Raw genomic sequence first — 17,104 nt, 5'->3', positions numbered from 1 at the left:
TCGGCGCATGGCCGATACCACTCCCACGCTCAAGTCCACGCTCCGTGCCGACCTCACCGCCGCGATGAAGGCGAAGGATCCGCTGCGCCTGTCGACGCTGCGGATGATCCTGGCCGCGGTGCAGACGGAGGAGGTGTCCGGCAAGGAGGCTCGCGAGCTCACCGACGACGAGGTGCTCAAGGTTCTCGCCAAGGAGTCGAAGAAGCGTGGTGAGGCCGCCGAGGTCTACACCGAGGCCGGACGCGGCGAGTTGGCCGCCACCGAGCGCGCCGAGGCCCAGATCATCGACGGCTACCTGCCCACCCCGCTCACCGACGCCGAACTGGCCGATGTCGCCGACACCGCGATCGCACAGGTCGCGGAGGAGCTGGGCGAGCGCCCCGGCCCGCGACAGATGGGTCAGGTCATGAAGGCCGCGACCGCACTCGCCGGCGGCAAGGCCGACGGATCGCGCGTCTCCAAGGCGGTCAAGGACCGTCTGTAGTGCCGTGAGCCGATTTCGTCCGTAACGCCCGGACCTCCGCGCATGATGACCATGATGATCGGGGGCCGTGGGGGTCCTCCCACGGGGTGGAGGTCGAGATGGGTGGAATCGGTTCGAGGACAGTACGTTCCCTCGTCGCACTATTCGGTGTCGCGGCAGCGGTGGTGATGGCGTCGCCCGCCACCGCCACCGCTGCGGTGGTGCCCGGCGAACTCGTCCAGATCGACTGGCTTGCCGCCAACGGCGGCACGAAGGGCGTCTCCGAGTTCGCATTCCCGGTGACGATCGACGAGATCGGTGTGACCGGACCCGGGCAGACGCTGTCCGTCGGGCAGCATTTCGGATTCCAGAACTGGCAGGGCGGCTACATCGGGCTCGAGGTCCAGCGCCCCGCGATCGACGCGCCGCTCGTTGCCCGCACGGTCTTCAGCTACTACGGCCCCGACGTCCAGCACGCCGGATGCGGCCCCATCGTCCCCGGACCCGGCGGGATGACATGTCGCGGCGAGTTCTTCGACTTCGCACTCGGCAGGACGTACACGTTGCGGGTCGAACAGATGGGATCCAACTACTGGCATGCCTATGTCGGAGACGGCACGATGCAGCGGTCGATCAGCGGGGTCCAGATCACCAACGAGCTGCGCCGCATGATGCCGTTCGGTCACCAGTCTGTCGGGTACTACGGTCCGTCGGGATCGTGCGCAGAAGTTCCACATGCCCGTGTGCGTCTCGGCACGCCCGTGTCGTTCTCGACGCCGATCGACTACACGGGTGAACCGGTCCTGGTCGCGCCGCGCAGGCCGAACCTCACGTGCCTCGGCGGCATCGTCAACGACGCCGTCGCCGTGCCGGGCGGGGTCGCGGTGACCGTCGGCCGCGGGTAGGACTCACACGCGCGTCGAGGTCGACGAGAAGACGTCGACGATCGCGTCGCAGAACGCCGGCAGATCGCGGGGATTGCGGCTGGACACCAGCGCGCCGTCGATCACCACCTCGCGGTCGACGACGTTGCCACCGGCGTTGCGGATGTCCGTCCGCATGCTCGGGTACGACGTGAGGGTGCGGCCGCGCACCACGTCCGCCTCCACGAGCGTCCACGGACCGTGGCAGATCGCGCCGACGGGTTTGCCGGCCTGAACGAAACCCCGAACAAAGGAAACGGCATTCGCGTCCATCCGCAGGTGATCGGGATTGGTGGTCCCGCCGGGCAGGATCAGAGCGTCGTAGTCGGCCGCCGACGTGTCACCGACCGTGACGTCGACGTCGTACTGTCCGGCCTCGTGCACGTCGCTGCGCATGGCCTGGATCCGGCCGCCCGACAGTGAGACCAGTCGTGTGGTGGCCCCGGCCTCTTCGACGGCCCTGCGCGGTTCGACGAGTTCGACCTCCTCGACGCCGTTGGTCGCGAGGATCGCGACGGTGCGTCCGGTGAGTGTTCCCTTGCCGGTCACGGGTGCTCCCTCCTGTGCAGTCCGATGTGTGCCAGGTGGCCGTTCGAGTGTTCCGGCTCGGTCCGGGCATCGACCTCGGCGAGCACCGGGTCGAACGCCGGACCGTCGTTGGCGGGCGTCATCGCCAGGCCCGCACCCTGCCCGAAGACCAGGTGCCCGCCCAGCGCGCCGCCCGCCCCGACCGCACCGAGCGCGGCCACGGACAGCCCCACCGCCAGGGTGTCAGATGCGGCGGGATCTCGCCGACGGCGACGGAACGACGCCAGCATCAGCGTGATCCCCACCGCGTTGGCGCCGGCGTGCAGCAGGCCGACCCGACGCTGACGGACGTCGCGCTCGCTCCAGTCCGCCCAGCCGGTCGCGAGGGTCGGTGGCAGCGCGACCAGCCCGACGCCGATCAGACGGCGGGCGCTGCGGTGGTCACGCAGCACCGCGTCGAAGATCAGCGAACTGGTCCAGGCCCCGATCGGAATCGCGACCAGGACGGGATGCACCGGGTGTCCGAGCCAGTCGCCCCGCAGTCGGTCGCCGACCGGCGTGCGGCCCAGCCCGTTCTGCAGTCGGTGCTGCAGCCCGGCGCTCAGGCCGTCCAGGAACGACGCGGACTCGGCCCGGTTGTACAGATGACGAAGGTTCATCCCGTCCGGCTACCCGGGAATCGCGACCGGCAAACGCCGCGGGGGAGTGGCCGCTCAATATCACGCTCAGTACCAGTAGCGCCGACCGCCGACAGCGCGCCCCGTCGCACCGAGCAGTGCCAGGATCGCGCCGACCACGATCAACACGATCCCGATGGTCCACAGGATCGAGATGTTCGTCAGGAACCCGACCACCAGCAGAATCAAGCCGAGAACGATCATGACGGGACCTCGATCCGGTCGCGGGGAGCCGGACGGCTCCCCGCGCACCACGATTACCCCGGGCGCGGGGAGCGTAAACCGCCTCCGTGCGGGCTGATCAGCCGCCGGGCGTCGTGTTCGGCCGCGGTGCCGCGGAGCCGGGCGGTGCCGCCTTCACCGAGCCGTCGCTGACGTAGATCGTCACCGCGGAACCCGGAACCGCCAGCCCCGACGGCGCGCTGCCGGTGATGCTGCCCTGGGGCGCGTCCGACTTGGTGCCGACCGCGTTCACCGTGAAACCGGCCGCCTTCAGGGCCGCCGTCGCAGCGTCCTGGGTCATCCCGACGACGTCGGGCACCTGGGCGTTCTGGGATCCCCTGACGTACTTGTCGTCGACCGGAGGCAGCGCCGTGGGACCGAAGTTCCCGACGACGGGTGTCATCGCCTGGAACCACGTTCGGGCCGGTTCGGTGCCGCCGTACAGGTTGCCGTCACCACACGGGCGCAGCGGCGCGGAGCAGATCTCGCCCGGCGTCGTGGAGTCGCCGTAGACCAGCACGCTGCCCGCGAGGTTGTTGGTGAAGCCGAGGAAGCCCGACGACATGTGGGACTCGGTGGTGCCGGTCTTGCCCGACATCGGCAGCTTCCAGCCCGCCGCGTTCGCCGCCGCGAACGACGTGCCGCCCGGCTGGTCGTCCTTGCTCAGCGCGACCGACAGGGTGTCGGCCAGGCCCGGCGCGACCACCTGCTCGCACGCGTCCTGCGTGATGGAGACCGGCTTGCCCTCACGGTCGGTGATCGAGTCGATCGGCGTCGGCGGGCACCACTTGCCGTGCGAGGCGAGGGTCGCGGCAACGTTCGCGAGCTCGAGCGGGTTGACCCAGGTGGGGCCGAGGGTGAACGAGCCGAGGTTCTGCGACTTCTGCATCTCGGCCATGCTCTCGTCGCCGAAGCCGGACGAGCTCGTGGCGGTGTACGAGCGCAGACCCAGCCGGACGGCCATGTCCACGGTCGGCGTGACGCCGGTGGATTCGATCAGCTTGACGAACGCGGTGTTCGGCGACTGGGCGAGCGCGTCGGTGACCGACAGCTTCGCGGCGTAGTTGGGCGACGCGTTCTCGACACAGTAGGTGGCGGCCGGGCAGCCCTTCGCGCCGCCGTTGCCCATGCCGCGGGCCTCGAACCGTCGGGGGACGTCGAGCACCGCGTTGGTGCCCAGGCCCTGCTCCATCGCGGCGGCCGTCGTGAAGATCTTGAAGATCGAGCCCGCGCCGTGTCCGACGAGCGTGTAGGGCTGCGGCTGCACGGTCTGCTCCGCCGAGGTGTCGAGGCCGTAGTCGCGGCTCGAACCCATCGCCAGGACACGATGCTGGTCCTGCCCGGGCTGGACGACGTTCATGACGTTCGCGATGCCGTCGAGCTTGGGGTCGGCGTTCGCCGCCAGGGCGGACCTGACCGAGTTCTGGACGGCGGGGTCGAGCGTCGTCTTGATCGTGTAGCCGCCCTTGTTGATCTGTTCCCGGCTGATGCCGGAGGCGGCGAGGTACTGCAGCGCGTAGTCGCAGAAGAAGCCGCGGTCGCCGGCCGCGATGCAGCCGCGCGGCAGCGCCTTGGGCTCGGGCAGCACCCCGAGCGGTGTGTCCTTGGCCGCCCGGATCTCGGTGGCCCGGTCCGGAATGTTGGCGATCATCGTGTCGAGGACCGTGTTCCGGCGCTCGAGGACGCCCTCCTCGTTGGTGTACGGATTGAGGGCCGAACTGGACTGCACCATGCCCGCGAGCATCGCGGCCTGCGTCAGGTTCAGATCCTTGGCGTCGATGCCGAAGTAGGTCTGCGCGGCGTCCTGCACGCCGAACGAGCCGTTGCCGAACGGCACCAGGTTGAGGTACCGGGTGAGGATCTCGTCCTTCGTGAGCTTCTTGTCCAGCGTGAGCGCCATCCGGATCTCCCGGATCTTGCGGGCCGGCGTCGTCTCGATCGCGGCGCGGCGCTCGGCGTCGTTCCGGGCGACCACCAGAAGTTGGTAGTTCTTCACGTACTGCTGGTCGATCGTCGAGGCGCCCTGCTGGACCTCGCCGCTGGTGGTGTTCGTCATGAACGCGCGCAGCGTGCCCTGCCAGTCGACACCGTGGTGGTCGGCGAAGCGCTTGTCCTCGATCGAGACGAGCGCGAGTTTCATCTCGTTGGAGATCTGATCGCTGGGGACCTCGAATCGGCGTTGCTCGTACAACCACGCGATCGGGTTGCCGGCGACGTCGGTCATCGTCGAGACGGCGGGGACTGTGCCCTCCACCAATTCCGCCGAGACGTTGTTGACGGCGTCCGCGGCGCGGTTGGACGCGAATCCGAAGCCTCCTGCCAGCGGAAACATCAACCCGGCGAGCAGGACACCTGCGAGTGCGGAACACCCCGCGAGCTTGGCGATCGTTTTGGCTCTCGACACGCCCTACAGAGTACGTCGAACGAACCGATTGCCCCGGTGGACAGCCGCTCGGGCGTGAGAGATCGGGGGTGAAGGTGCGGATCGACTCGGGCAATTGCCGCGAAGCATGCACGGTCGTACCAGAAATTTGGTAGCTGATCTTGCGCACCGCGCGTTCTTTACCTAAATTGGCTGAAGTCAGTGTGATACAGCTAACACTGGATTAGGAATGTGGTGCAGTCCTCACGTGCTACCGAGAGCGATTGCGCGAACATCCTGAACGCCGTGGGGAACGGCGTTCGGACTGAAGGGGAACCGAATGCACATGACCACCACAGCCACACGGCTCGACTATGAGGAAGCGGAAGCCCGTATTCAGTGGGTCGCACAGGCCCGATGCCGTGAAGTAGATCCCGATCAGCTCTTCGTACGTGGCGCGGCTCAGCGGAAGGCGGCCACCATCTGCCGGCACTGCCCGGTTCTCATGCAGTGTGGTGCCGACGCCCTCGACAATCGCGTCGAGTTCGGTGTGTGGGGTGGCATGACCGAGCGTCAGCGGCGCGCGTTGCTCAAGCAGCATCCGGAGGTGGAGTCCTGGGCCGAGTTCTTCGAGGCGCAGCGCCAGCACCAGTCGGCGGTCTGAAGCTCGGACCACAGAAGTTCGGTCCTCGTCGGGGAGTAGGTCCGATCTGTAGCCCAACTTGTTCGCGAGCAGCGGCGTGCAGGCGCCGCTGCTCGCGGCTTTGAAGGCCGGATGAATCGGTGCCTCTCAGCCCTGTCGTGCGAGCTGGTCGCCGACGGCGCGCAATGCCTCGAGATCGGACACCTCGAACGGCAGGGACGGCACGCCGATGATCGGCACCCGTGGATGCGCTGCGGTGAATCGCCCGAGCAGCCGGATCTCCCGCTTCGCCGTGACCGCGCGATGCGCGTGGACCCGCAGGACAGCCGAGGTCAGCTCGTCCGCCGGCTCCACGGGTTCGCTCTCGTCCAGGAGATCGGCACCGGTGAGGGCGTGATCGGCGGGCAGCGAACACAACGTGGGATGCGTCCGGTTCAGCACCAGACCGGCCAGCGGCATGTCGTCGCCGGAGAGGCGGTCGACGAAGAAGGCGGCCTCGCGCAGCGCGTCGGGCTCCGCGGCCGCGATCACCACGAACTGTGTGCCCTCCTGCCGGAGCAACTGGTACGTGCGGCTCGCCCGCTCCCGGAACCCACCGAACATCGAATCGAGGGACTGCACGAACGCGGACGCGTCGGACAGCATCTGACTGCCCACGACGGTGGACACGCCCTTGAGTGCGAGGCCCATCGCGCCGGTGACGAGGCGACCGATGCCGCGGCCCGGCGCCGTGAGCAGCCGGATCATCCGGCCGTCGAGGAACGCGCCCAACCGCTGTGGTGCGTCCAGGAAGTCCAGCGCGTTGCGGGACGGCGGGGTGTCCACGATCACCAGATCCCACCGGTCGTCGGCCGCCAGCTGGCCGAGCTTCTCCATCGCCATGTACTCCTGCGTTCCCGAGAACGAGGTCGCGACGGTCTGATAGAAGGGGTTGGCCAGGATCTGCTGCGCCTTGTCCGGTGCGGAATGCTCGAGCACCATCTCGTCGAACGTGCGGCGCATGTTCAGCATCATCGCGTGCAACTCGCCCGTCGAGCCGGGCGCGAGCTCCACCAGCTGAGGCTCGTTGTCGAGGTCCTGCACGCCGAGGGCCTGGGCGAGGCGTCGCGCAGGGTCGATCGTCAGGACGGCCACGCGCCGGCCCTGTTCGGCGGCGCGCAGCGCCATCGACGCGGCGGTGGTGGTCTTGCCGACGCCGCCGGCGCCGCAACACACCACGATCCGGGTCTTCGGGTCGGTCAGGACGCCGGCCAGGTCGAGGGCCGGGGCGGTCCGCGGCGGGTTCATCGCACACCCTGCTCGGTGAGGCTCTCGGAGAGCTCGTACAGCCCACCGAGGTCGACGCCGTCCACCAGCGCGGGCAGATACATCCGGGTCACCTTCACCTCGTCGAGTTGGGCCGCGCTCTCGTCCTGCGCGGCCAGGGTGGCCGCGTGCTCGATGGTCTCGGTCAGCAGACCGGCGAAGTCGTCGTCGGACAGCGTGATGCCCGCCTTCGCCAAGCCGGTGTGGATCGCGTCCGCGTCGATCCGGCCCTTCGCGGCGTCGGCGAGAGCGTCCTCCGGAAGGAACGGGGTGTTTGTGCGATTGACGATCACGGTCCCCAGATGCAGGTCCGCGGCCTCGAGTTCGGCCACGGCGTCGGCCGTCTCCTGCACCGGCAGCGCCTCGAGCAGGGTCACCAGGTGCACGACGGTCTCCTCCGAGTGCAGCAGTCGCACCACACCCTGGCTCTGCGAGTGGATGGGACCACCCTTCGCCAGGTCCGACATCGCGCGCGTGACGTCGAGGAACTTTCCGATCCGTCCGGTGGGTGGGGCGTCGACCACGACCGCGTCGTACATGCGCCGGCCGGCCTTGTCGGTGCGGACCACGCACTCCTTGATCTTGCCGGTGAGCAGGACGTCGCGCAGGCCCGGAGCCAGGGTGGTCGCGAACTCGACCGCCCCGATCTTCTTCATCGCGCGCCCCGCGAACCCGAGGTTGTAGAACATGTCGAGGTACTCGAGGAACGCCGTCTCCAGGTCGATCGCGAGCGCCACCACCTCGCCGCCGCCGTCCGCGGTCGCGATCTTGGTCTCCTGCGGCGGCAGCGGCGGCACGTCGAACAACTGCGCGATGCCCTGCCGGCCCTCGACCTCGATCAGCAGCACGCGCCGACCGCCGGCCGCGAGCGAGAGCGCCAACGCCGCCGCCACGGTGGACTTGCCGGTGCCGCCCTTGCCGGAGACGAAGTGCAGTCGCGCCGTCTCGGCGTTGGGAGGCCATCCCGGCTCGGCGGGGTGCGACCGCTCCTGCGCGGCTGTGTCTGTCGGTGCTGCCACGGCACGAGCCTATATATCGAGGAGCCCACACGTGCGGGGGATAGGCTCACCGGCATGAGTGAATTGACTACCTGGGAGTACGCGACCGTGCCGCTGCTCACGCACGCGACCAAGGCGATCCTCGACCAGTGGGGTGGGGACGGCTGGGAGCTGGTGACGGTTCTCCCCGGTCCGACGGGTGAACAGCACGTCGCGTACCTCAAGCGTCCGAAGGGCTGAGGCTCGTGGCAGACACCGCACAGTCCTGGACCGCACGCCTGGCCGAGCTGGGCATCGAGCTGCCGCCGGTCGCCGCCCCCGTCGCGGCGTACGTGCCGGCCGTCCGCACCGGTGACCACGTCTACACCTCGGGGCAGTTGCCGTTCGTGGACGGCAAGCTGCCGCTCACCGGCAAGCTCGGCGCGGACGTGTCCGACGCGGACGCGAAGGCCGCCGCCCGCACGTGCGCCCTCAACGCGCTCGCCGCGATCGACGCGCTGGTCGGTCTCGACTCGATCGCGCGGATCGTCAAGGTCGTCGGCTTCGTGGCCTCGGCCGAGGGATTCACCGGTCAGCCGGGCGTGATCAACGGGGCGTCGGAGTTCCTCGGTGAGGTCTTCGGCGACGCCGGCATCCATGCCCGCTCCGCGGTCGGCGTGGCCGAACTGCCGCTGGGTGCGCCCGTCGAGGTCGAGCTCATCGCCGAGGTGCGCTGAGCAGTCCGCGAATTTGTCCGACCTGAGCCGCATTCCCGAACGGGGATGCGGCTCAGGCCGTTTCGGGCTTATCGTGGCTCGGGCGACGCTGATCCGACATCGTTGCGGGAAAGAGGATTCGTGAACGACGACGTCGTGCTGTTGGAGCGGTCCGGTGAGATCGCGATCGTGCGGCTCAACCGTCCGGATCGGTTGAACGCCTTCACCTACGACATGTGCGAGCGCATCGTCGCGGCGCTGGACGAGTGCGACGCGGACGACGACATTCGTGCGGTGGTGCTGACCGGGTCCGGCCGGGCTTTCTGCGCCGGAGCCGACCTCGCTGCCGGCGGGGAGACCTTCGTGCTCGGTACCGATCCGCAGACCGGCGGTGCACCCGCCGACCAGGGCGGCCTGGTGGCGTTGCGCCTCTATGCCTCGACGAAACCGATCATTGCGGCCGTCAACGGCCCCGCGGCCGGCGTCGGTGTCACGATGATGCTGCCCGCGGACATCAGGATCGCCTCCGACACAGCTCGATTCGGGTTCGTCTTCACCAGGCGGGGTCTCGTCCCCGAGGCTTGCTCCAGTTGGTTCCTGCCCCGGGTCGTCGGCGTCTCCACCGCTCTGGAGTGGACCCTCGGCGGAAAGATGGTGCCCGCGACGGAAGCTCTCGAACGCGGCCTCGTGCGCGAGGTCGTCCCCGCCGACCGGGTACTCGCTCGCGCGATCGAGGTCGCGCGGGAACTGGTTGCCGGGACCGCGCCGGTGTCCGTCGCCCTCACCCGGCAGTTGATGTGGCGAATGCTGGGAGCCGAGAGTCCCGAGGTGGCCCACCGTGCCGACTCGCAGGCGATCTACGTGCGTGGTGCGTCGGGTGATGTGCGCGAGGGCGTGGGAGCCTTCCTGGCCAAACGCGAACCGGTGTTCCCGGATCGGATCTCGGAGGGCCTTCCCGACCTTTTCGGCTAGTCCGCCCGGGTGCTCACTGTGGGGAGGTGCGTGCGGCTCAGTTGTCTTCGGGGTTCAGCCGACGAGGGTGCGGATGCAGCGCGCCGCGAGATCCGCCGGTCCGCCGGGGCCGGTGCTCGGGGCGTCGGTTGCCGCCCACGTCTCGACCGCGATCCGCATCGCGGCGTTCGCGGAGGCCGCGGTGAGCCGGACGGTCAGCGGGTCGGCAGTCGGCCCCATCAGCGTCGTGAGCGCCGCGACCAGTCCGTCCTCCGAGTCGGCCTGTACGCGCAGCCACACGGCTCGTAGACCGGGTTCGTCGTGCACCGTCCGCAGCAGTCCGCGGGTCCACTGCAGCATCTCCTCGGCGATGTCGTCGGACGGCGTCAGTGCCTGGCGCGTCGCCCGCTCGAGGGCGGCCTGCACGGATTCGTCCGAGGGGGCGTCCCCGTCGCCGGTGAGGTGTGCGATCCAGCCGGTGACCCCGCCGGCGAGCAGGGGTGCGACTGCCTCCTCCTTGGTGCGGAAGTAGCGGTAGAACGTGCGCAGGCCGATGCCGGCCGCCGCGGCGATCTCCTCGGCTGTCACCGCGGACGCGCCGCGTGCGGAGAACAGTTCTGCGGCGCGTCGGGAGATCTCGAGTTGTGTCTCCGCTTTCCGTCGCTCGGTCAGCGAGGTGGCGGGCTGTGCGCCGGGCATGTTCTGGGCTCCTCGGGTGGTGTCGGATCGCAGACTACCGGTCTTGTTTCCGGAAAATGCGTGACACAACGTGCCACCTCGGCCTACCGTGCCAGTAGAGCTGTGAATCAACTCTATGCGAACAGGAGAAATCATGAAGCGATTCGAAGGACGCCGAGTACTCGTCACCGGAGCCGGATCCGGCATCGGTCAGGCCGTGGTGGCCCGCATCCTCGACGAGGGTGGCATCGTCACCGGCGTCGACGTGGTCGAGAACGGCCTGGCAGTGACGCGTGAGCGCGCCGAGCAGGCCGGAGTCGCCGACCGGTTGCGCACCGTCACCGCCGACATCTCCGATGAGAACTCGGTCCGCGAGAACATCGGCGGCGCGATCGAACAGCTCGGCGGCCTGGACGTCCTGGTCAACGCGGCCGGCATCCTGCGCTCGTCGCACACCCACGAGACCGAACTCGACTTCTGGAACAAGGTGATCGGCACCAACCTCACCGGGACGTTCCTGGTGACCCGCCAGTCGCTGCCCGCGCTGCTCGAGACCGGCAAGGGCGTCGTGGTGAACTTCAGTTCCACGTCGGCGCAGTTCGCGCACCCCTACATGGCGGCGTACGCGGCGTCGAAGGGTGGCATCCAGTCGTTCACGCACGCGATCGCGCTCGAGTACGCCAGGCAGGGCCTGCGCGCGGTCGCGGTCGCACCGGGCAGCATCGCGTCGGGCATGACCAGCAACCCGGGCTTCCCGGAGGATGTCGACGCGAGCCTGATCGGCAAGCTGTACCCCTGGATCGGCGAGGGCTTCGCGGGCCCCGAGACCGTCGCCGGCGTCGTCGCGATGCTCGCGTCCGACGACGGCGCGTTCGTCACCGGCACCGAGATCCGGATCGACGGCGGCACCCACATGTGAGTGCGCTTGCCGCGCAGTAGGTGTCGTCCGGGGCGGCCGCGGCGTGGCAGGAGTCGTACAGTGATGCTCGGTTTCGCCGAAGACATTGTCGGCCCGTCACGAAAGGGGCGTCCATGACGCTTCAGCACCCCGCGTACGCCCAGCTGCGCCAGGTCACGCCGATCGCGGCGGTGATGCTCGAGAACAACCCGAGCATGTACTCGCTCGACGGCACCAACACCTGGATCCTGCGGAGCCCGGGTCGCGACGAGTGCATCGTGGTCGACCCGGGCGACGACGACCCCGAGCACCTCGCACGGGTCGCGGGCGTCGGCACGGTGGTGCTGACGCTGGTCTCGCACCGACACCACGACCACACCGGCGGCCTCGATCGGTTCCACGAACTGACCGGGGCGCCGGTGCGTGCGGTCCGCGAGGAGTTCCGTCGCGGCGGTGGCGGCGGACTCGGGCACGGCGAGTCGATCGAGGCGGCCGGACTCACCCTGCGCGTGCTGCGCACCCCCGGCCACACCGCCGACTCGGTGTCGTTCGTGATCGAGGACGACGGGTCGGTGCTCACCGCCGACACCATCCTCGGCCGCGGCACCACGGTCCTCGACGCCTCCGACGGAAATCTGCGCGACTACCTGGCGTCGATGCGGCTCCTCATCGACCTCGGCCCCGGCCGGACGGTCCTGCCCGGGCACGGACCCGAACTGCCCGACCTCGAGACCGTGGCCCGCTACTACCTCGCGCACCGCGAGGAGCGACTCGCGCAGGTGCGCGGCGCACTCGACGTCCTGGGCGCCGACGCCGACGTCCGCGCGGTGGTCGAGCACGTCTACACCGACGTCGACGAGACGCTGTGGCCGGCTGCCGAGCAGTCGGTGCGGGTGCAGTTGGAGTACCTGCGGAGCTGAGTCCCGGCAGGGCTCAGCCCGACGCCCTCTCGAAGAATGCCGCGGGATCGAGCGCGCTGACGGGTGTCCAGCGCGCGGTCGACGCCGGTACCGCCGAATCATGCAGCATCGCAGTGGTATAGCCCTGGATGTCCAGCGCGAGCTGTGGGTTCTCGTCGACTCGGTGCGCGATTTCGTAGAGGACGGCGAGCAGGTGCAGACAGGGAGCGGAGCGCGCCGAACACGAACAGTCGGTGTCCGCGAGAACGGGTGCGAGCGCGATCCCGGCGGAGACGATGTCCTGGTGGATGTCGTCGGTCAGCACGGCGGTGTCCGGAACTATCGCCGCGATGCCGGTGATCGACGCTCTGGTCAGCGGCGCCACCTCCAGTTGGGTCACCGATGCCTGACCCCCGCGGTGGATCGAGGCGCGCACGATCCGTCCCTCGACCGTCGCCTTCACGAGGTTGTTGCGTGCGAGGCTGCGAGCACGAGGCAGGAGTAGGCGCGCCGGTCCGCTCTGGCGCAGCGGCTGGGCCAGCCGCACCCAGTCCATGCCCCATGCGGTGTATCCGAATTCGTTGTCCACCATCAGTTCTCCCTCTTGCGGCGAAGGATCTCGATCAGCTGGTCGTCGTCGAGTCCCGCGAGCGCGGCGATGCCCGCCGTGTCACTCAGATCGGTGAGTGCAGCCTTTCGGTCGTGCATGCCCGCGATGTGCTCCTCGACGGTGGTGGTCGAGGTGAGTGTGGTGACGGTGACCGTGCGCGTCTGACCGATCCGGTGTGCCCGGTCGGAGGCCTGCGCCTCGACCGCGGGATTCCACCAGCGGTCGAAGTGGATGACGTCGGCGGCGCGGGTGAGTGTCAGACCGGTGCCGGCGGCGCGCAGGCTCAGGACCAGTACCGGCGGTCCGTCCTCGGTCTGGAACCGGGACACGATCTCGGCGCGTTCGGCCGGGGCCAGCCCGCCGTGCAGGAACGGCGCCGTGACGGCGAACTGATCGGCGAGATGGCGCACGAGTAGTTCACCGGTCCGGCGATACTGGGTGAAGACCAGTGTCGGGCTGGCGGTTTCCAGATTGGTGGCCAGGATGTCGGTGCACAGGTCGAGCTTCCCGGACCGGCCGGCGAGTGACTCCAGTTCGCCGGTGACCAGCCCGGGATGGTTGCAGACCTGCTTCAGTGAGGTCAGCACCGCGAGGACACGGCCGTGGCGTTCGATACCGGAACCGAACCCGTCATCGATGGCTTCCGCGAGGAGGAGGTCGTAGATCTCCTCCTGCTCGGCGGTGAGATCGCACAGCACGTCGTTGTGGATCTTCGGCGGTAGCGTCGCGGCCACCTGGACCTTCTTGCGCGCCAGCACGATCGGCTCGATGGTGTCGCGCAACCGGGTCGCGGCGGCGACCGAGCCCTCCTGGATCGGTTGGACGAACCGCCGCCGGAACTGCGCCCGGTGCCCGAGCATCCGGGGCGCGACCAGGTTCACCAGCGCCCACAGCTCGTCGAGGTGGTTCTCCACCGGTGTGCCGGTCAGCGCGATCTTCGCCGCACTGTCCAACGCCCGCGCAGCCTTCGAGATCTGGGTGCGCGGGTTCTTCAGCGCCTGCGCCTCGTCGAAGACCACCGCGCTCCAGTGCTGTCCGGCCAGCAGTTCGCCGTGTATGCGCAAGGTCGGGTATCCCACGATGACGACGGTTCCCGGTTCGGCGGGGATCTGCCCGCCGCGCCACGCCGTCGCATGTAGTCCCGGCGCGAATCGCCCGATCTCGTGTGCCCAGTTGCCGACCAGCGAGGTCGGACAGACCACGAGCTGCGGCTCCGCCTCCGCGCGACCGAGGAGGAAGCCGATGGTCTGTACGGTCTTGCCGAGGCCCATCTCGTCGGCGAGCACCGCGCCGCCATGAGCGTCGACGGTCTCCCGCAGCCAGCCGACGCCACGTGCCTGGTAAGGCCGGAGTTGCGCCTCCAGCGTCGAACGTAGTTCGGCCGCCACGGCCTCGGATTCGCGCAGGACGCGAACGGCGTGTTCCGCCGACACGATCGCGGTGCCGGAGGCGTTCGGCACCGCGTGCGCCGCGACGGGCAGGGACGGCCTGTCGGTGGCCGGCGGGGTGAGCGGGCCGCCGTCGGTGGCGTGCACTGCGTCCTGCCACAGCGTCACCGACTCTCCCGCCGGTTCGAGTGTCAGTCCGGCGAGGGTCGTGGTGTCCACGAGCGTGGTGTCCACGTCGGCAACCTCGATCGCGCCGTCCGCGCCGACCGGGAGCGCGAGCGCCAGGGTCTCGCGGTCGCCGTGGACGCTCGGGGCGGGGCCGGTGCCGCGGCCCGTCCACGTCCAGAGCGCGAACATGTGCCGATCCGGCAGGTAGGTGGCGTTTGTGCTGGGCAGAGTAGACCCCCGAAAGTAGCGTATGGTGTACGGAGTATCCCTGACAACGTACACCGTACTGGATTTGTTCCGAAGGGGCTCCGTGAGCGAGGAGATCAGCGCCGAGCAGGCGAAACAGGTGGTGAACCTGCTGTGGCGGCACGAGCTTCCGCCGCAGCCTGCCAGGCGCGGCCCGAAGCAGACGGTCAGTGTCGACGCGGTGGTCGCCGCGGCGATCGCGCTCGCCGACCGGGAGGGCTACGCCAGCGTCTCCATCCGCTCGGTCGCCACCGAGCTGGGCCTGCGGCCGATGAGCCTGTACACCTACGTCCCCAGCAAGGACGCACTCACGATCCTCATGGTCGACGCGGTCGCCGACGAGGACGCCACCTCGATTTCGGGGGACCTCGCACCGCGCGAACGGATGGCCTCCATTGCCCGTCGGGTCCGCGCCGAACTGATCGCGCATCCCTGGCTCCTGGAAGTGCCGCCCTGGCGGCTCGTGCTCGGGCCGGGGCGCATGCGCCGCTACGAACAGCAGCTCGCCGCGATCGAGGGCATCGGCCTGTCGGATGTTGCGATGGACCGGGTGATCGCGGTGCTGTCGGAGTTCGCCACGGGCAACGCCCGAGTGGCGGTCGCGGCGATCGATGCGACGCGGCAACTGAGTGACGCCCAGTGGTGGGAGGTGCACGGCCCGTTGTTCGCTGCGGCCATGCCGCCGAGTCTGTTCCCGCTGTCGTCGCGGGTGGGTTCGACGGTCGGTGAGCTGTACCAGGCGCCCGCAGACCCGGACGGCGCGTTCGAGTACGGGCTCGCCAAGCTGCTGGACGGGATCGAGCGTGAGGTTTCGGCAGACTGACACATCTCCTCTCCGCAACCCTGCGCCGGTTCTCCGCGGGCTCTGCGCGGGACGTATGCACATAAGGGCATAGGTAGAACCCGATTTGGCATTTGTTCGGCATGGATCGGGGCTCGACCATTGATCCATGACTTCAACCCTCGACGGCTGGATCCGTAACTTCGTCGACGGCGCATTCGTCGATCCCGACCCGCAGCGCGGCTTCGACCAGATCGACCCGGCGACCGGGCGGGTCCTCGCCCAGGTGCACGAGGCCGACCAGGTGCTGGTCGACCGTGCCGTGACCGGCGCGCGCCGCGCGCTGGACAACGGCTGGGCCGACACCCCGGTCCGCGAGCGCACGGCGCTGCTGCGTCGGGCGGCGGACCGCATCGAGGAGCGGTTCGAGGAGTTCGTGGCCGCCGAGATGGCGGACACCGGCAAGCCGATCACGCAGGCCCGCGAACTGGATGTCGCCCGCGCGCTCACCAACTTCCGGACCTTCGCCGACGTCGCGGCGGCCGCCGGTCAGGAATCGTTCATGACGGACCTCGCCGGGGGTCGTCAGGCGCTCAACTACGCCGTGCGCAAGCCGCTCGGCGTGGTGGCGGTGATCGTGCCGTGGAACCTGCCGCTGCTGCTGCTCACCTGGAAGGTGGCGCCCGCGCTGGCGTGCGGCAACGCGGTGGTCGTCAAGCCCAGCGAGGAGACGCCCGCGACGGCGACGCTGCTCGCCGAGGTGCTCGCCGAGGTCGGTCTGCCCGCCGGCGTGTACAACGTGGTGCACGGCTTCGGCGGCAACTCCGCCGGCGAGTACCTCACGACGCACCCCGGCATCGACGGCGTCACGTTCACCGGCTCGTCCGCGACCGGCTCGCACGTGATGAAGACCGTTGCCCCGCGGGTGCGCCCGGTGTCGTTCGAGCTCGGTGGCAAGAACGCGGCCGTCGTGTTCGACGACGTCGACCTCGACGAGGCGCTGACCGGGCTGACCAAGTCGGTGTTCACCAACACCGGCCAGGTGTGTCTGTGCACCGAACGGGTGTACGTGCACCGGGCGATCTTCGACGACATCGCGACGGGCCTCGTCGAGCGGGCGCAGCAACTGCGGCTCGGCGATCCCACCGACGAGAACACCACCACCGGCCCGCTGATCTCGCAGGCACACCGCGACAAGGTCATGAGCTTCTTCAAGATGGCCGAGCAGTCCGGAGCGAAGGTGCTCACCGGTGGCGGAATCCCCGACCTGGGCTCGAAGTTCGCGTTCGGATCGTGGGTGGAGCCCACCCTGTGGACCGGGCTGACCAACGAGGATCCTGTGCTCCGTGAGGAGATCTTCGGGCCGGTCGCCGCGCTGGTGCCCTTCGACACCGAGGAGGAGGCGATCGCGCTGGCCAACGACACCAAGTACGGTCTGGCCGCCTCGGTGTGGACCAACGACCTGCGTCGCGGACACCGTGTCGCACAGAAGATGAACGTCGGAATCTCCTGGGTCAACACGTGGTTCACCCGTGAGCTGCGGTCACCGTTCGGCGGCGTCGGGCTGTCCGGCATCGGGCGGGAGGGCGGCGAGTCCTCGCTGCACTTCTACACCGAGCCGACGAACGTGTGCGTGGCGCTGTGACTTCTGGGACTTCTGGGAAACGAG

General features: G+C 69.1%; 19 protein-coding genes. 10 read left to right on the top strand and 9 right to left on the bottom strand.

Annotation, left to right across the window (positions count from 1 at the left end):
* Positions 1–7: 7 nt before the first annotated feature.
* Together DEU38_RS11215 and DEU38_RS11210 are read left to right on the top strand one after the other, a co-directional pair.
* A complete protein-coding gene (locus DEU38_RS11215) occupies positions 8–484 on the top strand; it encodes a GatB/YqeY domain-containing protein (protein ID WP_114721129.1) in 477 nt (158 codons plus the stop codon).
* A 98-nt stretch (positions 485–582) separates the two neighbouring features.
* Positions 583–1,368, top strand: coding sequence for a hypothetical protein (locus DEU38_RS11210; RefSeq protein WP_114721384.1), 786 nt, complete (start codon positions 583–585; stop codon positions 1,366–1,368).
* 3 nt (positions 1,369–1,371) lie between these two features.
* Here the strand turns inward: DEU38_RS11210 and DEU38_RS11205 are convergent, their stop codons facing one another.
* The 4 genes from DEU38_RS11205 to DEU38_RS11195 all read right to left on the bottom strand — a co-directional run bounded on the left by DEU38_RS11205 (position 1,372) and on the right by DEU38_RS11195 (position 5,199).
* Positions 1,372–1,935, bottom strand: a complete 564-nt coding sequence (locus tag DEU38_RS11205) for a type 1 glutamine amidotransferase domain-containing protein (protein ID WP_114721127.1) — start codon at positions 1,933–1,935, stop codon at positions 1,372–1,374.
* Positions 1,932–2,573 (bottom strand): DUF2231 domain-containing protein, encoded by a 642-nt coding sequence (locus tag DEU38_RS11200; RefSeq protein WP_114721125.1) that lies wholly within the window; start codon positions 2,571–2,573, stop codon positions 1,932–1,934. The genes DEU38_RS11205 and DEU38_RS11200 overlap by 4 nt, the downstream gene beginning before the upstream one ends.
* Before the next feature lie 66 nt (positions 2,574–2,639).
* Positions 2,640–2,795 (bottom strand): DUF6131 family protein, encoded by a 156-nt coding sequence (locus DEU38_RS28405; protein ID WP_181818738.1) that lies wholly within the window; start codon positions 2,793–2,795, stop codon positions 2,640–2,642.
* Between the two features lie 97 nt (positions 2,796–2,892).
* The gene (locus DEU38_RS11195) at positions 2,893–5,199 is read right to left on the bottom strand and encodes a penicillin-binding protein (protein WP_114721382.1); all 2,307 of its coding nucleotides are present in this window, start codon (positions 5,197–5,199) and stop codon (positions 2,893–2,895) included.
* A gap of 316 nt (positions 5,200–5,515) precedes the next feature.
* On the opposite strand from DEU38_RS11195, the gene DEU38_RS11190 reads away from it, so the two are divergent.
* Positions 5,516–5,839: a WhiB family transcriptional regulator gene (locus DEU38_RS11190; protein ID WP_114721123.1), complete on the top strand. Its 324-nt coding sequence runs from the start codon at positions 5,516–5,518 to the stop codon at positions 5,837–5,839.
* 126 nt (positions 5,840–5,965) lie between these two features.
* Here the strand turns inward: DEU38_RS11190 and DEU38_RS11185 are convergent, their stop codons facing one another.
* Both DEU38_RS11185 and DEU38_RS11180 read right to left on the bottom strand, forming a co-directional pair.
* Complete coding sequence (locus DEU38_RS11185; RefSeq protein WP_114721121.1) at positions 5,966–7,105, bottom strand: ArsA family ATPase; 1,140 nt, start codon at positions 7,103–7,105, stop codon at positions 5,966–5,968.
* The gene (locus DEU38_RS11180) at positions 7,102–8,142 is read right to left on the bottom strand and encodes an ArsA-related P-loop ATPase (RefSeq protein WP_114721119.1); all 1,041 of its coding nucleotides are present in this window, start codon (positions 8,140–8,142) and stop codon (positions 7,102–7,104) included. The genes DEU38_RS11185 and DEU38_RS11180 overlap by 4 nt, the downstream gene beginning before the upstream one ends.
* 54 nt (positions 8,143–8,196) lie before the next feature.
* Between DEU38_RS11180 and DEU38_RS11175 the strand changes: the two genes are divergently transcribed.
* The 3 genes from DEU38_RS11175 to DEU38_RS11165 all read left to right on the top strand — a co-directional run bounded on the left by DEU38_RS11175 (position 8,197) and on the right by DEU38_RS11165 (position 9,788).
* Positions 8,197–8,361 carry a DUF4177 domain-containing protein gene (locus tag DEU38_RS11175; protein WP_005515911.1) on the top strand — a complete coding sequence of 55 codons (165 nt, stop codon included), beginning with the start codon at positions 8,197–8,199 and terminating at the stop codon, positions 8,359–8,361.
* 5 nt (positions 8,362–8,366) lie between these two features.
* Positions 8,367–8,837, top strand: a complete 471-nt coding sequence (locus tag DEU38_RS11170) for a RidA family protein (protein WP_114721117.1) — start codon at positions 8,367–8,369, stop codon at positions 8,835–8,837.
* Between the two features lie 120 nt (positions 8,838–8,957).
* Complete coding sequence (locus tag DEU38_RS11165) at positions 8,958–9,788, top strand: enoyl-CoA hydratase-related protein (protein WP_258557809.1); 831 nt, start codon at positions 8,958–8,960, stop codon at positions 9,786–9,788.
* A gap of 54 nt (positions 9,789–9,842) precedes the next feature.
* On the opposite strand, the gene DEU38_RS11160 is transcribed toward DEU38_RS11165, so the two are convergent.
* Positions 9,843–10,466, bottom strand: a complete 624-nt coding sequence (locus DEU38_RS11160; protein ID WP_114721113.1) for a TetR family transcriptional regulator — start codon at positions 10,464–10,466, stop codon at positions 9,843–9,845.
* Between the two features lie 133 nt (positions 10,467–10,599).
* On the opposite strand from DEU38_RS11160, the gene DEU38_RS11155 reads away from it, so the two are divergent.
* Both DEU38_RS11155 and DEU38_RS11150 read left to right on the top strand, forming a co-directional pair.
* Entirely contained in the window at positions 10,600–11,364 is a 765-nt protein-coding gene (locus DEU38_RS11155) for an SDR family NAD(P)-dependent oxidoreductase (protein WP_114721111.1), read from the top strand.
* Between the two features lie 113 nt (positions 11,365–11,477).
* Positions 11,478–12,263, top strand: a complete 786-nt coding sequence (locus DEU38_RS11150) for an MBL fold metallo-hydrolase (protein WP_114721109.1) — start codon at positions 11,478–11,480, stop codon at positions 12,261–12,263.
* A 13-nt stretch (positions 12,264–12,276) separates the two neighbouring features.
* On the opposite strand, the gene DEU38_RS11145 is transcribed toward DEU38_RS11150, so the two are convergent.
* Complete coding sequence (locus tag DEU38_RS11145; RefSeq protein WP_114721107.1) at positions 12,277–12,834, bottom strand: SWIM zinc finger family protein; 558 nt, start codon at positions 12,832–12,834, stop codon at positions 12,277–12,279.
* The gene (locus DEU38_RS11140) at positions 12,834–14,597 is read right to left on the bottom strand and encodes a DEAD/DEAH box helicase (protein WP_114721105.1); all 1,764 of its coding nucleotides are present in this window, start codon (positions 14,595–14,597) and stop codon (positions 12,834–12,836) included. Before DEU38_RS11140 ends, DEU38_RS11145 begins: the two co-directional genes overlap by 1 nt.
* A gap of 61 nt (positions 14,598–14,658) precedes the next feature.
* Between DEU38_RS11140 and DEU38_RS11135 the strand changes: the two genes are divergently transcribed.
* Together DEU38_RS11135 and DEU38_RS11130 are read left to right on the top strand one after the other, a co-directional pair.
* Positions 14,659–15,477: a TetR/AcrR family transcriptional regulator C-terminal domain-containing protein gene (locus DEU38_RS11135; protein ID WP_114721103.1), complete on the top strand. Its 819-nt coding sequence runs from the start codon at positions 14,659–14,661 to the stop codon at positions 15,475–15,477.
* Between the two features lie 127 nt (positions 15,478–15,604).
* Positions 15,605–17,080, top strand: a complete 1,476-nt coding sequence (locus DEU38_RS11130) for a 2-hydroxymuconic semialdehyde dehydrogenase (RefSeq protein WP_114721101.1) — start codon at positions 15,605–15,607, stop codon at positions 17,078–17,080.
* Positions 17,081–17,104: the final 24 nt, after the last annotated feature.

The sequence above is a fragment of the Rhodococcus sp. AG1013 genome (genome assembly GCF_003350365.1).
GTDB lineage: Bacteria > Actinomycetota > Actinomycetes > Mycobacteriales > Mycobacteriaceae > Prescottella.
The sequence above is the reverse complement of the archived record's forward strand: the minus strand, read 5'-3'. Positions and strand labels throughout refer to the sequence as shown.

Coding starts and splice junctions, on each gene's coding strand:
- DEU38_RS11160 (WP_114721113.1), bottom strand. CDS start 10,466: ATGCCCGGCGCACAGCCCGCCACCTCGCTGACCGAGCGACGGAAAGCG.
- DEU38_RS11185 (WP_114721121.1), bottom strand. CDS start 7,105: ATGAACCCGCCGCGGACCGCCCCGGCCCTCGACCTGGCCGGCGTCCTG.
- DEU38_RS11210 (WP_114721384.1), top strand. CDS start 583: ATGGGTGGAATCGGTTCGAGGACAGTACGTTCCCTCGTCGCACTATTC.
- DEU38_RS11175 (WP_005515911.1), top strand. CDS start 8,197: ATGAGTGAATTGACTACCTGGGAGTACGCGACCGTGCCGCTGCTCACG.
- DEU38_RS11200 (WP_114721125.1), bottom strand. CDS start 2,573: ATGAACCTTCGTCATCTGTACAACCGGGCCGAGTCCGCGTCGTTCCTG.
- DEU38_RS11145 (WP_114721107.1), bottom strand. CDS start 12,834: ATGGTGGACAACGAATTCGGATACACCGCATGGGGCATGGACTGGGTG.
- DEU38_RS11215 (WP_114721129.1), top strand. CDS start 8: ATGGCCGATACCACTCCCACGCTCAAGTCCACGCTCCGTGCCGACCTC.
- DEU38_RS11190 (WP_114721123.1), top strand. CDS start 5,516: ATGCACATGACCACCACAGCCACACGGCTCGACTATGAGGAAGCGGAA.
- DEU38_RS11150 (WP_114721109.1), top strand. CDS start 11,478: ATGACGCTTCAGCACCCCGCGTACGCCCAGCTGCGCCAGGTCACGCCG.
- DEU38_RS28405 (WP_181818738.1), bottom strand. CDS start 2,795: ATGATCGTTCTCGGCTTGATTCTGCTGGTGGTCGGGTTCCTGACGAAC.
- DEU38_RS11130 (WP_114721101.1), top strand. CDS start 15,605: ATGACTTCAACCCTCGACGGCTGGATCCGTAACTTCGTCGACGGCGCA.
- DEU38_RS11140 (WP_114721105.1), bottom strand. CDS start 14,597: ATGTTCGCGCTCTGGACGTGGACGGGCCGCGGCACCGGCCCCGCCCCG.
- DEU38_RS11135 (WP_114721103.1), top strand. CDS start 14,659: ATGGTGTACGGAGTATCCCTGACAACGTACACCGTACTGGATTTGTTC.
- DEU38_RS11155 (WP_114721111.1), top strand. CDS start 10,600: ATGAAGCGATTCGAAGGACGCCGAGTACTCGTCACCGGAGCCGGATCC.